This window comes from Burkholderia sp. Ax-1720, from assembly GCF_011753035.1.
Lineage (GTDB): Bacteria > Pseudomonadota > Gammaproteobacteria > Burkholderiales > Burkholderiaceae > Burkholderia > Burkholderia gladioli.
The window spans coordinates 1-15,369 of sequence record NZ_VWWK01000163.1 but is presented as its reverse complement, the minus strand read 5'-3'; the positions used below and the strand labels follow the sequence as shown (position 1 = coordinate 15,369).

Below are 15,369 nucleotides of genomic sequence, written 5' to 3'. Positions count from 1 at the left end.
GAGCCGCGCGGCGCGGGGCTGCCCGGGCCGGCGGGGCGCTTCCCGCGTCACAGATCGTTACGCGCGTTACACCCCCGCGCGGGGTGCCTCTGGTGCCGGCCGCGCGCCCCGTATCGCCCGCCGGGCCTGGTTTTGCGGCCGATCGACGAGGTTCGGCGGCGAATCGGCCACTGTGGCGTGATCCGCAAACACCCGCTGTTCAGGCGGCGCGATTGTGCGTGACAATCCGCGCACCGGACCCGTGTATCGCGCCTGGCCATGTGCCGGGCCTGCCAAGAACAAAGCATTCGATTGCGAGGCGCCATCATGAGCTTTCCGCAACGCCCGGTCGCGTTCATGCTTGCCGCGACCAACCACGGCACGATGATCGTGAACCGCCACGATCACAACACCACCGAGACCGGCGACGACTACGGCGTCGGCCACCAGTTGCTGCAGAACGGCTGCTTCGACACCAGCGAGGTCGGCTTCACGCTGGCCATGCTGACGCGCCGCCACGAGCTGCACGGCGACGGCGTGGTGGCGATCGACGGCGGCGCGAACATCGGCGTGCATACCATCGAATGGGCGCGCCACATGCACGGCTGGGGCCGGGTGCTGAGCTTCGAGGCGCAGGAGGTGGTGTTCTACGCGCTGGCCGGCAACCTGGTGCTGAACAACTGCCTGAACGCGCGCGCCAAGCTGGCCGCGCTCGGCGAGCGTTGCGGCGAGCTCTCGGTGCCGCAGCCCGACTACCTCTCGCATGCCAGCTTCGGCAGCCTCGAGCTGCGTCCGCGCGAGAACGGCGAGTTCATCGGGCAGCCGATCTCCTACGACACCGCGGTGGGCAGCACGGTGCCGATGATCAGCGTCGATTCGCTGGCGCTGCCGCGCGTCGACCTGATCAAGCTCGACATCGAGGGCATGGAGATGGAGGCGCTGACCGGCGCGCGCGACACGCTGCGGCGCTGCCGCCCGATGCTGACGGTCGAGGTGCTGAAGACCGACGCGGCGCTGGTGGAGGGTTTCCTGGCCGAATTCGGCTATCGCTGCGTGCCGGCCGGGCTGAACCTGATCGCCGTGCATCGCGAGGATCCGGTATCGGCCCATCTGCAGGTGGGCGACGGCGTGCTCTATCTGCGCTGAGCGGGCGGCTGCGCGCCCGGCGAACCCGCGGCTTTCGAATATCCCTGCAGGGCGCGTGGATTGAAATGCCGATGTCGATTATTCGAAATATTTCAGTAAGCTCGATGCCGCAAACGCTTGCGCTTCGGATTCCTGCGAATCCCTGGATGGTTCGGAACCCGAAACGCCGCCGTTGCTGCCGCCGGCCATTTCGCTGGTTCCGTGAAAACCCGCTAGGGGCTTGCCTTTACGTAGTTGCCGCGAGGTTTTTCGCGGCGCTTTTCCAGTATCATGCGCAATCTCCTGACGACAGACGTGCGATGGGGTTCGCGCGTGCCGAAGCGGCTTTTCGGGGCATCGTCAGAAGCCTGGCGGCTGCGGCGAACCATTTTGTAATGTCGCTCCGGTAGACTGCCGGGCCCTGATACCGGCCTGGCCGGCCATCACGGCAAGCGAAGTCCGCGTTCGGGGCGCGGCCGCAACACGATGGTAACGACGGTAGCGTCAAACTCGCGACAGGTTCCAGCCTGATCCTCAGATTTCATGTCTTCAAGTGATTTACCGCGGCGCGCGGCGCAGGCTTTCGCGCGCGTTCGCCAGACCTTGCGGCTCGACCGCCTCATGTCGCCGCTGCTCGCGCTCGGCATCGGCATCGCCTTGCTGTTCGTGTTCCAGCACCTGTCGGAGACCGTCGACTACAAGTCGGTGATCCGCAACCTGCGCCACCTCACGCTCGGCGAATGGGCCGGCGCGCTCGGCGCCACCGCGCTCAGCTACGTGGCCCTGGTCGCGCGCGACGCGATCGGGCTGCGCTACGTCGGCGCCTCGGTGCCGCGCATTCCGCTGTGGATCGGCACCATCGCCGGCACCGCGCTGGGCAACGCCACCGGCTTCGGCGCGCTGACCGGCGGCGCGGTGCGGGTGCGCGTGTACGGCGCCTCGGGCGTGAGCGCCGCCCAGATCGGCCGCATGACCGTCTTCATGGGCACCACCCTGGCGCTGGGCATCGTCGGCATGACGGCGCTCGGCATGCTGGGCGGCTCGACGGCGCTGGCCGCGATGCTGCCGGTCGGGCCCGGCTGGCTGCGCGCCGGCGGCGCGCTGGTGCTGGTGCTGCTGGCCGCGCTGGTGGCGCTCTGCGGCAAGGCCCCGCGCGAGATCCGCTCGCGCTGGCGCTGGCTCTCCTTCGACATCCCGGCGCGCCGCGACCTGCTCGGCCAACTGCTGTTCGCGGTGATCGACGTGGTGGCCGCCGGCCTCGCGCTGTGGTCGCTGCTGCCGCATGGCCATATCGGCTTCGTCACCTTCATCACCGTCTACTCGGGCGCGCTGCTGCTCGGCATGATCGGCCATACGCCGGGCGGGATCGGCGTGTTCGAGGCGGCGATGGCCTTCACGCTCGGCAGCGCGGTGCCGCCCACCTCGATGCTGGCCGCCCTGATCGCCTATCGCGCGATCTATTTCGGCGTGCCGCTGGTGCTGTCGGCCGGGCTGCTGACCGTGTTCGAGGGGCGCGCGATCGGCCATCGCTTCGTGTCGGCCCAGGCCGCCCAGGTCTCGCAGCTCGCGCCGCTGTTCCTCGGGCTGGTCACCTTCGCGGTGGGCGGCATGCTGGTGATCTCGGGCGCCACGCCGGCCTTCTGGCAGCGCATCGCGGTGCTGCGCAACGTCGTGCCGCTGTGGGTGATGGAAGGCTCGCAGGTGCTCTGCAGCGTGCTCGGCGTGTCGCTGCTGTTCGTCGCGCGCGGCCTGCTGCGCCGCCTCGACGCGGCCTGGTGGATGGCGCTGGGCCTCACGCTGGCGAGCCTCGCGCTGTCCTTCTCCAAGGGCCTGGCCTTCGTCGAGGCCGGCGTGCTGGTCGCGCTGCTGGTGCTGCTGCTGGTGTCGCGGCGCCGCTTCAACCGCCATTCCTCGCTGTTCGCCGAGCCCTTCACGATCGGCTGGTTCATGTCGGTCGCGCTGGTGCTGATGCTGGCCGTCTGGGTGTTGCTGTTCGCGTTCCGCGACGTGCCCTACACGCGCGAGATCTGGTCGACCTTCGCGTTCGACGAGCGCGCCTCGCGGGCGCTGCGCGCCACCCTCGCGGCCGGTGTGTTCGCCGCGATGGCCTCGCTCTGGCAACTGCTGCGCCCGGCCGCCGGCCGCTTTGTGATGCCCGAGCCGCAGGACCTGGCCGACGCGGCGCGCATCATCCGCGCCCAGGACCGCAGCGACGTGGGCCTGGCGCTGATGGGCGACAAGAGCTTCCTGTTCTCGCCCTCGCGCGAGGCCTTCCTGATGTACGCCAAGCACGGCCGCACCTGGGCCGCGCTCTACGATCCGGTTGGCCCGCGCGACGAATGGGCCGGCCTGATCAACGACTTCATCCTGCGCGCGCACGCGCACGGCGGGCGCGCGGCCTTCTACCAGGTGCGCGCCGAGGCGCTGCCGCTCTATCTCGACGCCGGCCTCACCCTGGTCAAGCTCGGCGAGGAGGCGCACATCGCGCTCGACCGTTTCGACCTGAAGGGCTCGAACCGCTCGCACCTGCGCTACGCGCTGCGGCGCGCCGATCGCGACGCGATGTCGGTCGAGGTGATCCCGCCGCAGGCGGTGCCCGGGATGCTGCCGCTGTTGCGCGAGATCTCCGACGACTGGCTCGACAGCCGCGACGCGCGCGAGAAGAGCTTCTCGATCGCCGCCTTCCACGACGGCTACCTAGCCACCCAGTCGGTGATGCTGGTGCGCCAGGACGACGAGCCGGTGGCCTTCGTCACCTTCATGACCACCGATCTCAATACCGACGCGACGGTGGGCGTGATGCGCCACGTGCCCGAGGCCTCGCCCTACGCGATGGAGTACCTGTTCACGCAGCTCGCCCTGCACCTGAAGGAGGCCGGCTTCCGGCGCCTGAGCCTCGGCATGGCGCCGTTCTCGGGCATGGGCTCGGCGCCGATGTCCTCGCTCTGGCACCGCCTGGGCCGCATCGTCTGGCGCTTCGGCGGGCGTTTCTACAATTTCCGCGGCTTGCGCGCCTTCAAGAGCAAGTTCGAGCCGCAATGGGAGCCGCGTTATCTGGCGGCTTCCGGTTCGGTCGGCGTGTTCGTCACGCTGGCCGATCTGTCCTTGCTGGCAGGAGGTCGGCGTTCATGAAGTGGAATGGTTGGGGCCGGGCGGCGGTGGCCGCCGGCATGATGCTGGTGCAGATCGCGGGCGCCGGTGCGGCGGAATCGGGCAAGGCGGGCGGCAAGCTCGCCGGCAAGGCCACGGCGGCGAGCGCCGCCTCGCAGCCGGCCACCCTGGTCGGCAGGATGGGCCGGATGCCCGGCGGGCGCTACGGCGAGGTGACCGTGGTGCGGCCCGAGGGCGACGTGCATGGTTTCGTGGTGCTGTATTCGGCGGCGGGCGGCTGGAGCGCGGCCGACCAGGCCACCGCCGAGGCGCTGGCCAAGGCCGGCGCGCTGACGGTCGGCGTCGATACCGCGCGCTATGCCGCGAATCTCGCCAAGGACAAGGAAAGCTGCCATCAACTGGTGGGCGACGCCGAGGCGGTCAGCCACCAGCTCGAACGGCAGTTGAAGACCTCGCGCTACTTCGCGCCGATCGTGGCCGGCATCGGCCAGGGCGGCGCGCTGGCGCGCCAGGTGCTGGCGCAGGCGCCGGAGAACACCATCTCGGGCGCGGTGACGGTGGCGCCTGCCGCCACGCTCGACGCGCGCTTCAGGATGTGCCCGCCGGACCCGACCGTGAGCCGCCGCAAGACGCCGGGCTTCGTCGACAGCGCCGCGACGGGCGACGCCGCGCGCCTGGTGTCGCTGCTCGCGCCGCATCTGCGCGACGGCAGCGCCGACGAGCTCGACGTGTCCGACCTGCCGCTGGTCGAGTTGCCCGCCAGGCCGGGCGGCATGGCCGCCGGCGAGGGCCTGCTGGCGATCGTGATCTCGGGCGACGGCGGCTGGCGCGATCTCGACAAGACCATCGCCGAGGCGCTGCAGAAGGACGGCGTGTCGGTGGTCGGCTGGGACAGCCTGCGTTACTTCTGGAGCGAGAAGACGCCGGCCCAGACCAGCCACGACCTGGCGCGCGTGATGCAGACCTACCTGGCGCGCTGGCACGCCTCGCATGTCGCGCTGATCGGCTATTCGTTCGGCGCCGACGTGATGCCGTTCGCCTACAACCGCCTGGCGCAGCCGCTCAAGGACAAGGTTTCGGTAATCTCGCTGCTCGGTTTCGCGCCCTCGGCCGACTTCCAGATCCGCGTGACGGGCTGGCTCGGCATGCCGGCCAGCGACCAGGCCCTGCAGGTGCGGCCGGAGTTCAACAAGCTGCCGCTCAAGCAGGTGCAGTGCTTCTACGGCGCGACCGAGCAGGACACGCTGTGCCCGGCGCTGGCCGGCAGCGGCGCCCAGGTCATCAAGACCGGCGGCGATCACCACTTCGGCGGCGACTACCTGGCGCTGGAGCGGCAGATCCTCGACGCGCTGCGCAGGAACGCGCGGGGCGCTGATTCGGGCTGGCGCGCGCCGGCACGCCAAGGCGGCCGGGCCCGCACCGGCCGGTTCCGGGGCAGCCGAGCCGCGCGCGACTAGAGTCTGCCGCTTCGTTTTTCCGCCGCGGCCGTCTCGGTCATCGCGTCGTGCCCGATCTGCACGCGGCCTTCGTGGACCACGGCGTGCACGCCCCCCTCGGTGCCGTGCGCGTCGTGCCATTCAGCCGTCACGCCGAGCCCGCGCAGGGCCTGGTGCAGCGGACCATCGATCTCGTCGCAGGGTTCCGAGCCGCTGACGACGGCGACCCGGCAATTGGCCAGTTGACCCGGCGCCATGCCCAACGCGCCGGCCGCGCCATCGAGCAGCGCGCTCATCGACTCGGTCGTATGCGCGCCTTCGTGGCTTGGCCATTCGAAGATGTGCCCGAGGTAGTGGGCATCGCCGCCGGAAATCGCCAGCGCGCGGCAGGTGACCAGGTTCGAGGTGACGAGCGGCACATGTCGCGGCGCCACGCTGTAGGCATTCTCATGGACGATGCCGCCCACTTCCGACGACTCGAAACGAGGCAGCCGGCTGGCCGGCGTGCGTTGCGGTCCCGCCGCGGCGGAGGCTGGCGAGCCGGGTGGCGAGGCACTGCCTCGCGCCGCGCCTCGCGTGAGCGCCGAGACGGCTGCGTCGCCGCGGCGGTGCGAAAACGCGGCCGGTATCCCAGGCAAGCCCGGTGAGTTCGACCTGCTGCGCGGCGGCGCGCGATGCCCCGCATCCGGCGTCGTGAGTGGACTCTCGGAGGACGAGCCGCTATCGGCTGACCGAACGGGCATGCGCAGATTCAGACCGGGGCGGGACGGCGGCATGATGACGACTGGAAATGACAGGCAGGGCGCCGGACAGATTGCCGGATTCCGGCGTATCGCCGACGGACCGACAGGAATTCATGCCTTGTTTCGCGAAGTCGCCGACTGGCGCGCCGCCCGTTTTCCCCGGCCGCGTCGCAAGCGCCGAGCGCAGGCATCCTGCTTGCCGCCCGGCGAGGATCTTCCGGGTTCGACGGCGCGTGAGGTGCATCGGTGCCTTGCCCGTCCTGCCTGTCCCGATTGTTGAGGCGTTTTCACCGTCTTGTGCGGTGCCGGCGTCTTCACGCGCGCCTCCCCCCTTTGCTAGATTTCCCGGCTGACGTTCCACCCGGGCCGCCCGTGCCCGTTCCACCGGAGAATCGAACATGTCCCAACCCATCCAGATCGAGAACAAGGTCGTGGTCATCACCGGCGCCAGCAGCGGCCTGGGCGAGGCGGCCGCGCGCCGGCTCGCCGCCGACGGCGCGCGCGTGGTGCTCGGCGCCCGCCGCATCGAACGGCTCGATGCGCTGGTCGCGGCGCTCGAGGCGCAAGGCGCCGAGGCGCTGGCGGTGGCCACCGACGTGACGCGCCGCGAGGATGTGCAACGCCTGGTCGATACGGCGGTCGCCAGCTTCGGCCGCGTCGACGTGCTGGTCAACAACGCGGGGCTGATGCCGCATTCGCCGCTGGAGCGCGCTCGTATCGACGACTGGGATCGCATGATCGACGTGAACCTGAAGGGCGTGCTGTACGGCATCGCTGCCGCGCTGCCGCACATGCAGGCGCAGAAGGCGGGGCACCTGATCAACGTCGCCTCGGTGGCCGCGCACAAGGTGCGCCCGGGCAGCGCCGTGTACGCGGCGACCAAGGCGGCGGTGAGGATGCTGTCGGAGGGTTTGCGCCAGGAGGTGAAGCCTTACGGCATTCGCACCACGGTGATCTCGCCGGGCGCGATCGACACCGAACTGCCCGACAGCATCACCGAGCCCGATATCGCCGCCGCGGTGCGCGAGTTCTACGGCATCGCGCTGCCGGCCGATTCCTTCGCGAACCTGCTGGCCTACGTGATCGGGGCGCCGGAGGACGTCGACATCAACGAGGTGGTGTTCCGGCCGACGCGGCAGGAGTTTTGAGGGGGCGCCGCGAGGGCGCCGGAAGACGGGGTTCGAGGGTCGGGATGCGATTCGGCGATCGGCTCAGCCGGCCATGTCGCCCAGCAGCGTATTGGCCGCGATGCGCTTCACCAGGTAGCGCTGGAGGATTGCCGTGTCCGCATCCGAGAGCGCCAGTTCGATACGCCCGGCGCGCATCAGGACCAGGCTGCCGTCGCTGGCGATGGCGCAGGTGAAGGGATCGATGGCGGGATGGGGCGTGGGGGCGGGCGCGGCGTCGACGGGCAGGTTGGCGGATGCGGGGGCGGGTTTGCCGGACGATCGAGTCGGCGGGTTTGTCTTGCGCTTCTGCTTGCGCGCCAGCTCGAAGACGCTGCCCGCCGGAAGCGCGGCGCGCTTGACGGGAACCACGTCGCTGGCGTCGACCAGCTTCTGGTTCACGCGCTCGACCGAATCGCCGTCGATCTGCTCGGGCAAGTAGTAGGCGTTCATGTGCGCGCCGTCGCGCGTGACCTGCTCGGACAGGATGTTGCCGCTGCGCAGCAGCCGCCACATCGCGTTCGAGACCGGCTTCACGTCATGGGTGCCGATGATGTCGGCCAGCTCCTTGGTGGTGACGCCGGGCTGTTGGCGGACGGCGGCGAGGATGGCGTCGCGACGGGCCTGCATCACCTTCAGCTTCTTGCTGCTCATGTCTCACTCCATTGAGAATCTTCATGAAGGGAATCTCGTTCGAACAAGTTAAATATTTCTTGTTTGACGATATTTTGAAACGATCGTTGCCAATCGCTGCGTGATCGTAACAATCCATGCATCTCATAACGGTTCAGGGCGACCGTAAGTCGCGCCCGAATGGCGTGAGCCGAGTGGGTGACAGGTGGGCAGGAGGCGAGCGAAGCGCGGGTTCTTGTCGTGATTGCGTGACGGGGAGCTCGGGCCGCAGGCGCGCTCGATACCTGCGGCTCAATCGGCCGCGGCCAGCGGCGGCAACTCCGCCGCGTATTTCCCCGGCGTGACGCCCAGCACGCGACGGAACATCTCGATGAAGGCGCTGACATTGTCGTAGCCGAGCTCGAGCGCGATGGTGGTGACCGGGGTGCCCACCGCGAGCCGTTCCAGCGCGCGCAGCACGCGCGCCTGCTGGCGCCACTGCGCGAAGCTCATGCCGGTTTCCTCCAGGAAGCGCCGGCTCAGCGTGCGCGGCGCGATGCCGCCCCATTGCGCCCAGTCCTCGGCGCGGCGCGTGTCCGACAGGTCGGCCGCGAGCGCATCGGCGATCCTCGCCAGGCGCGTGTCGAGCGGCCGGGGCAGGCCCAGCGCCTGCGCCGGCGAGGCCGCGATCTCGGCCAGGATCAATTCCGCGATGCGGATCTCGTCGTGGCCGAGCGAGCCGCCCGACCAGGTCGCCGCGCGTCGCACCGCCTCGCGCAGCAGCGGGTTGGTGCGGATCGCGCGCGGCGCGGCCGGCAGGGCCGCGCAGGCCGCCTCCTGGACGAACACGCTCCAGCCCGAGAACGGCCCGTAGGAGCGCAGCGAATGCATGTGATGGGGCGGCACCCAGATCGCGTGCGTGGCCGGCACGACCCACTGCTGCGCTTCCAGCCCGACCGACAGCAGCCCGCTCAGCGCACCCACCAACTGGCCGCGCGCATGCCGATGCGCCTCGGTCTCCCGCGCCACGGATTGCGTCAACTCCGCAGCCGCAACTAACGGTCCGCCCGATTCGAGTACGAGAGGTGGGGGGAGCAGGGGATCACGCATGGCCGAAATTCCGTATCGATTGGCTTCCATACCGGAGCTCGGCCGATTGTATCTCGATAAACTGCCTTTCATCGATGACCAGATCCGCAGCGATCAGACAGGAGAAACCCGATGCGAGCCGAACAATTGTTGCCCGACGAGCAAAACGAAACCAAGCTGGCTGGCGTGACGGTGCGCAAGGGCACCGTCGGCGCGTTCCTGGCCAACGCGCGCGTGCTGGGCACGCCGGATGCGAGCGGGGCGGAACGTGCCGAGGCGCGCGCCGACATCCTCGCCGCGCTGCCGGCGCTGCGCGCGCTGGGCCTGTTCGAGGTGCTCGAGATTCGCGATCCGGCGCTGCGCGCCTGGGTCGAGGCCAACTGAAGCCAACTGAAGCGCATTGAAGCAAACTGGGTCGGTGCCGCATCCGGCGCGGTCCGGAACGAACGGAGGAATTCCCCATGAAAGCAGCAATCGTGAAAACGGCCGGCAAGGCGCCCGAGTATGGCGACTTCGAGGCGCCGCGCGCGAGCGCCGGCTGTCGCGAGATCCGCGTCGCCGCCTCGGCGCTGAGCCACGTCACGCGCTCGCGCGCGGCCGGCGTGCATTACACCTCGGATACCGCGGGGCAGGGCCTGCCCTTCGTCGCCGGGGTCGACGGCACGGGCGTCGACGCCGACGGACGACGTGTCTATTTCTTCGGCCCGGTCGCGCCGCACGGCGCGATGGCCGAGCGCACCCTGGTGAGCGACGCGCATTGCCTGCCGCTGCCCGACGCGCTCGATGACGTGACGGCCGCCGCGCTGGCGATTCCCGCGATGTCCTCGTGGGCCGCGCTGAAGGAGCGCGCGCGGCTCGAATTCGGCGAGACGGTGCTGGTCAACGGCGCGACGGGCTCGTCGGGGCGGCTGGCGGTGCAGATCGCCAAGTACCTCGGCGCGGGCAAGGTGATCGCCACCGGCCGCGACGCCACCGCGCTGGGCGAACTGTCGGCGCTGGGCGCCGACGTGCTGGTGCCGCTGGGCCAGGACGAGACGCTCGGCGAGGCGCTGCGCGAGCAGTTCGCGGGTGGCGTTGACATCGTGCTCGACTATCTCTGGGGGCCGAGCGCGCATGCGCTGCTGGGCGCGGCGGCGCGCGCGCTGCCGGACCTGGCCGCGCTGCGCTACGTGCAGATCGGCGCGATCGGCGGCGGCGAGATCTCCTTGCCGGCGGCGGTGCTGCGCTCCACCGCGATCACGCTGATGGGCAGCGGCATGGGCAGCGTGCCGATGCCGATGTTGCTGGAGGCGCTGCGCATGGTGCTCGATATCGCGCCGCGCGCGGGGCTGAGGATCGACACGCGGGCGGTGCCGCTCGCGCAGCTCGGCGAGGTTTGGGCGAAGGCGGATAGCCGCACGCGCACGGTGTTCACGATCGGGGCGTGAGGGGTTTGCGAGTGGCTCGGTGATCGGCGCGATTGGCGATGGGCGAGTTTGGTGGTTCGACCGTGTCGTTGAGATAAGAAAAGTTATCTGAGCGTCGACATATTTGATCCGATGGCTGGCGCTTGATGAATCACAAGCGGTGGCTTTTCAAGCTCTGACACAGTGCCTGCACGAATCAACAAGCGTGCAGCACATGTCTTTTGTCATCGTGAATCCAGGGTTCGGGAAAACGGTAGTGCTGTTTGTCTGCCGCTTGCCGGCAAGGATGTTTGCCCATGTACGGCGGAGCTTTCCGAATGTCTGAACGACGGCAGTCGCGTTGTGTCGTGATCGCATACGACGAGGACGCGCAGGCGATCGAGATTTGTACCTTGCTCAAGGATTCGCTAGCGAGTCGCATGGAGCGTGCGTTACGCGTACCGTTTCCGCTCGAGGAAATGGACTTCGATCTCAATGACGAACAAGCTCGAATCGAATACAGGAACGCTCGCGCAACGCTCGACCGCGTCTACCCCTGGGCCAAGCCAATCTCGCCCAAACCTATCGCCGTCGTACGTGTCGGGCCCGACATCGCGCTTTACATCGAATTCGAATCTGTCGAGATCGATCCGCCCAGCCGCTACTAGGGCCGGGGAATTTCACGATTGCATTCCCGCCCCGGCCCGCTACGATAGCCACGGGCGGCACTCCCGCCGCCCGAGCCCGACGCAGGAGGCGGCGACACCAGCATGATGGACTACGACGTGGCCTGGGATGCCGGCGAGATCGGCTGCGGGGAACTGCTGCTGAAGCTGCGCGTGCGCCTGCGCGACATGCCGGGGCAGGTTATCCGCCTGACGGCGCGCGATCGCGGGGCGATCGAGGATATTCCGTCATACTGCCGCATCACCGGGCACCGGCTGCTGCAGGCCGACCCGGAGCAGGGCGTGTTCTTCATCCGGGCGAAGCCGGCCGGCGCCAGCGCCTGAGCGCCGCCGGTCGCGCCCGGTTTCTCCATCGACGTGCATCCGCAGGAGCCTATCGTGTCTGGAAAATTCGTAGTCAGTCTGACTCGTGCCAAGGACGATACCGACCGCGCGACGGTCGCCTTCGTGGTCGCCAACGCGGCGATCGCCAGCGAGAAGGAAGCGGTCGTGTTCCTCAACATCGAGGGCACGCGGCTCTCGCAGGCCGGTTATGCCGACGATATCCACGAGCCCGGCTTCGCGCCGCTCAAGGAGCTGATGACGAGCTTCGTCGAGGCGGGCGGCAAGATCTACGTCTGCTCGCCCTGTTTCAAGAAGCGCGCGCTCGACGAGGACCGGTTGATCCCCGGTGCGAAGATCGTCGGCGGCGCGATGCTGGTGGAATTCATGGGCGAGGCCTGCCCGAGCCTCAGCTACTGAGGTTTCCCGCGCGACCCCGGGTGCGCCGGCGATTCGCGCCGGCGCGGCCCATCGATCCGGATTGCACGCGATGGAAGCCAGCGAGCGTCACACCCACGCGCCGGCCGTCAGCTTCGACGGCGGCGATCTCGATTGCGGCAACGGCTTGTTGCTGCTGATCCGCAAGCATATCGACCCGCTCGAACGCGGCCAGTTGCTGGAGATCCGCTCGACCGAAACCTCGGTCGAGGGCGACCTGCCGGCCTGGTGCCGCATGACGGGCAACCAGCTGGTGTCATGGACGCGGCAGGGCAGGCTGCGCAGTTTCCTGGTCAGCAAGGGCGCGTTTGCGGCCGGGGCGGGGCAGGTGGCGCATGCGGCAGCGCCATCCTCGCCGGCTCGCGACGCGCAACGCGAACCGTCGCCGCGCGCGCCGATCGCGATCGTGCCGGTCAGCATCCCCGCCTCGCTGCCGGCGCCAAGCGCGGCGCCGTCCATCGCGCCCTTGTCGGTGATGGGCATCGGCAGTTGGCCGCGGCCGCGCTGGATGCTGCAGGCGCTGCACGAGCATCTCGAGGGCCGGCTCGACGACGCGGCCTTCGAGGCCAGCGCCGACGATGCCGTGCAGCTCGCGCTGGCCGCGCAACTGCGTGCCGGCGTCGATGTCGTCACGGACGGCGAGCAGCGGCGCGACAGCTACGCGAGCTTCGTCGGCAGCCGGCTCGACAACTGCCAGTTGATACCGCTGACCGACCTGCTGCCCTATGTCGACGATCCGCTCGCCTTCGAGCAGGAGCTGCGCGCGCTCGACGTGCCGGCCGGCGAAGTGCGCCATCCGGCCGTGTTCGGCCCGCTCGGGCGCAGCCGGCCGCTGGCCGTGCACGAGCTGACGAGCCTGCGCGAGCTGAGCGATCGTCCCGCCAAGATCGCCTTGCCCGGCCCCTATCTGCTGACGCGCACCATGTGGCTCGAATGCGTGTCGGACCGCGCCTACGCCAGCCGCGAGGCGCTCGCGGCGGACGTGGTGCGGGTGCTGCGCGAGGAGCTGGCGGCGCTGCTCGCCAACGGCGCGGCGCTGGTGCAGTTCGACGAGCCGGTGTTGTCGGAGGTGGTGTATGCCGGCGTCACCGGCCAGCGCAGCTTCATGTGCGGCGCCTTGTCGGAGAAGGGCGATCCGCGCGCCGAGCTGGCCTTCGCGCGCGAGCTGCTCAACGCGGTGGTGCGGGGCTTTCCGGCGGAACGGCTGGCGATGCACATGTGCCGCGGCAACTGGAGCACCGACGAGAGCAAGGCGATGACGGGCGATTACGCGCCGCTGGTGGAGACGCTGGCCGCGCTCGAGGTCGGCACGCTGTTCCTCGAACTCTGCACGCCGCGCGCGGGCGAGATGGCGGTGCTGCGGCGCCTGCCCGATCACCAGCGCATCGGGGTGGGCCTCTGCAACCAGAAGCACGCGCATGTCGAATCGCTCGACGAGGTGCTGGGCAAGGCCGAAACGGCGATCGCGCTGTTCGGTGCCCAGCGCGTGCTATTCAATCCCGATTGCGGCTTCGCGACCTTCGCCGATGCGCCGGTGAACAGCGGCCGGATCGCCGAGGCCAAGCTGCGCGTGCTGGTGGAGGCCTCGCGGCGGCTGCGCGAGCGGCACGGCGTCTAGCCGAAGGCGAGGGGGGCGGGGTTCGAACCCGCCCGCCGGCTCAATGCTGATGGTCGATATCGAGCCCGTTGAAGCTCACCTGGCTGCCGCCGGCCGGATCCTGGCAGTAGTTGCCGGCCTTGAAGTAGAGGTTGGCGTTGTCGAAGCTCGGGTCCATCTTGACGGTCTTGCTCTGGCCGGCCGCCGAGATGTTCAGCTCGCCGTTCGGCTCCATGCTCATGCTGTACGAGAACTTCTCGCCGGGCTTCACGTCCTTGGCGATCACCACGTCGTGGCGGCCGGCGCTCAGCGAATTCGAATCCATGATGCTGGCGACGATATTGCCCTTGTCGTAATGCAGCTCGACGGGCGGGCGCGGCTTGCCGCTGTCCACGCGCTGGTGGATCTGGCCGATCACCACGTCGCCGTTCGGCGGCAGCTTGTCGACCGAGAGCGTCGCGCTCAGCGTGGACTTGCCGTCGCCCATCTTCCACGAACTGCCCTCGGCCAGCTCGGAGCGCGGGAAGTTCGAGTGCGCGGTGTGGGCGCCGCCGCCCGGCGGCACGCTGAAGGTCAGCGAGCCGTCGCCGTTGTGCTTGAAGAAGTCGCTGTCGTAGTTCTTGAGCTGGCCGGCGCCGACCGTGTCGACATGGCCGTTGCTGCCGCTCGGCAACTGCAGGCTGCCAAAGCCGTTCAGGTTGACGGCGCCGGGGCCGTTGCCGGGCGCCGGGCCGGAGCTCGCCGCGACACCGCTGGCCGATGCGCCGCCGCCCGTCGAGGCGGGCGTGCCGACGCCGCCCTGGCCGCCGCTGCCGAGCGCGCCAGCCACGGGCATGCCGCTGCCGCCTCCGCCACCGCCACCCATCGAAGGCATCGCCGGCGCACCGCCGCCACCGCTTGTGCCACCGTTTGCGCCTCCACCACCGCCGCCGGACGATGCACCGTTGCCGTTCGGATCCTGCAGCATCTGCATCAGCTCGATCAGCATCTGCTGGATCAGCTGCATGATCGACTGCTGCAGGCTGTTCGCGCTGCCGCTGTCATCGGCGGCGCCGGAGCCGCTCGGATACGCCGTCGAATTCACCGCGTAGTTGTTCTGGATGCCAACCGACATGAATGCTTCTCCGGATCGTGTGAACGGAAGTACACGCGCCCTTTGCCGTCGATGAGTCATCGGACGTCAGGGGGCAGGTAATCGATTGTAAGAAGCGCGCGGCGTGCGATTGTCTTCCGGAGGAATTGATGTCTCGTGATGCGAAGCGGTCGAGTCACGCGCTTCGGACGGCCGCGAGTCGGGCGGATATGTCATATGACGACTGTTCCAAATCCGCCTCGCTGCGCGAACTCGTCGATCCCGCGCGGGCCCGGCTCATTTCGTGTCACACTCGCGCGCATGACTTCCCGCCTGCCGTCCCCGCCGAACCCCGCCGATTCGAACTCACCCGGCGACGCTGCCCGCCGGGCTGCGCCCGCCAGCTTCCCCGATGCCGACGAACTCGCGATGCTGCGCGCCTGGTACGAGGGCATGTCGGTGCGCGGCGCGGCCGAGCGCTATCTGGGCACGCGCCTGGGCGACGGTCGTTCGGCGCGCGGCCTGCTCGGCACGATCCGCCGGCAGCTGGTGGCCGTGGCGACGTGGGCAGGGCGGCGCGACCTGGCGGCCTTGCTGGCGCATGCGCCG

General features: G+C 69.3%; 13 protein-coding genes and 2 pseudogenes. 11 read left to right on the top strand and 4 right to left on the bottom strand.

Features of this window, described 5'->3' with window-relative positions:
- Positions 1-306 precede the first annotated feature (306 nt).
- The 3 genes and pseudogenes from F3J18_RS29620 to F3J18_RS29610 all read left to right on the top strand — a co-directional run.
- On the top strand, positions 307-1,125 hold the full coding sequence (locus F3J18_RS29620; protein WP_166915701.1) for an FkbM family methyltransferase: 819 nt from the start codon (positions 307-309) through the stop codon (positions 1,123-1,125).
- 522 nt (positions 1,126-1,647) lie between these two features.
- Positions 1,648-4,236, top strand: coding sequence for a bifunctional lysylphosphatidylglycerol flippase/synthetase MprF (gene mprF / locus F3J18_RS29615; protein ID WP_166915699.1), 2,589 nt, complete (start codon positions 1,648-1,650; stop codon positions 4,234-4,236).
- Positions 4,233-5,564: pseudogene (locus F3J18_RS29610) on the top strand (AcvB/VirJ family lysyl-phosphatidylglycerol hydrolase); the annotation flags it as partial. The gene mprF and the pseudogene F3J18_RS29610, both read left to right, overlap by 4 nt.
- A 104-nt stretch (positions 5,565-5,668) precedes the next feature.
- On the opposite strand, the gene F3J18_RS29605 reads toward F3J18_RS29610, so the two are convergent.
- On the bottom strand, positions 5,669-6,118 hold the full coding sequence (locus F3J18_RS29605) for a hypothetical protein (protein ID WP_025100450.1): 450 nt from the start codon (positions 6,116-6,118) through the stop codon (positions 5,669-5,671).
- 674 nt (positions 6,119-6,792) lie between these two features.
- On the opposite strand from F3J18_RS29605, the gene F3J18_RS29600 reads away from it, so the two are divergent.
- Positions 6,793-7,542 carry an SDR family oxidoreductase gene (locus tag F3J18_RS29600; RefSeq protein WP_025100449.1) on the top strand — a complete coding sequence of 250 codons (750 nt, stop codon included), beginning with the start codon at positions 6,793-6,795 and terminating at the stop codon, positions 7,540-7,542.
- A gap of 63 nt (positions 7,543-7,605) precedes the next feature.
- On the opposite strand, the gene F3J18_RS29595 is transcribed toward F3J18_RS29600, so the two are convergent.
- Positions 7,606-8,214, bottom strand: a complete 609-nt coding sequence (locus F3J18_RS29595; RefSeq protein ID WP_166915697.1) for a hypothetical protein — start codon at positions 8,212-8,214, stop codon at positions 7,606-7,608.
- A gap of 270 nt (positions 8,215-8,484) precedes the next feature.
- Positions 8,485-9,282, bottom strand: a complete 798-nt coding sequence (locus tag F3J18_RS29590; protein WP_166915703.1) for a helix-turn-helix transcriptional regulator — start codon at positions 9,280-9,282, stop codon at positions 8,485-8,487.
- A 111-nt stretch (positions 9,283-9,393) separates the two neighbouring features.
- Between F3J18_RS29590 and F3J18_RS29585 the strand changes: the two genes are divergently transcribed.
- The 6 genes from F3J18_RS29585 (at position 9,394) to F3J18_RS29560 (ending at position 13,709) form a co-directional block, all read left to right on the top strand.
- Positions 9,394-9,645: a hypothetical protein gene (locus F3J18_RS29585; protein WP_025100446.1), complete on the top strand. Its 252-nt coding sequence runs from the start codon at positions 9,394-9,396 to the stop codon at positions 9,643-9,645.
- Between the two features lie 77 nt (positions 9,646-9,722).
- Entirely contained in the window at positions 9,723-10,688 is a 966-nt protein-coding gene (locus tag F3J18_RS29580) for a zinc-binding alcohol dehydrogenase family protein (RefSeq protein ID WP_025100445.1), read from the top strand.
- 296 nt (positions 10,689-10,984) lie between these two features.
- Complete coding sequence (locus F3J18_RS29575; RefSeq protein ID WP_166915695.1) at positions 10,985-11,314, top strand: hypothetical protein; 330 nt, start codon at positions 10,985-10,987, stop codon at positions 11,312-11,314.
- 102 nt (positions 11,315-11,416) lie between these two features.
- Positions 11,417-11,656 (top strand): sulfurtransferase TusA family protein, encoded by a 240-nt coding sequence (locus tag F3J18_RS29570; protein ID WP_017919599.1) that lies wholly within the window; start codon positions 11,417-11,419, stop codon positions 11,654-11,656.
- Positions 11,657-11,710: 54 nt separating this feature from the next.
- A complete protein-coding gene (locus tag F3J18_RS29565) occupies positions 11,711-12,073 on the top strand; it encodes a DsrE family protein (RefSeq protein WP_025100443.1) in 363 nt (120 codons plus the stop codon).
- 70 nt (positions 12,074-12,143) lie between these two features.
- Complete coding sequence (locus F3J18_RS29560) at positions 12,144-13,709, top strand: 5-methyltetrahydropteroyltriglutamate--homocysteine methyltransferase (protein WP_166915693.1); 1,566 nt, start codon at positions 12,144-12,146, stop codon at positions 13,707-13,709.
- Positions 13,710-13,749: 40 nt separating this feature from the next.
- On the opposite strand, the gene F3J18_RS29555 is transcribed toward F3J18_RS29560, so the two are convergent.
- Positions 13,750-14,802: a polysaccharide lyase family 7 protein gene (locus tag F3J18_RS29555; RefSeq protein ID WP_166915691.1), complete on the bottom strand. Its 1,053-nt coding sequence runs from the start codon at positions 14,800-14,802 to the stop codon at positions 13,750-13,752.
- 279 nt (positions 14,803-15,081) lie between these two features.
- On the opposite strand from F3J18_RS29555, the pseudogene F3J18_RS29550 reads away from it, so the two are divergent.
- Positions 15,082-15,369, top strand: a pseudogene (locus F3J18_RS29550) (integrase); the annotation flags it as partial.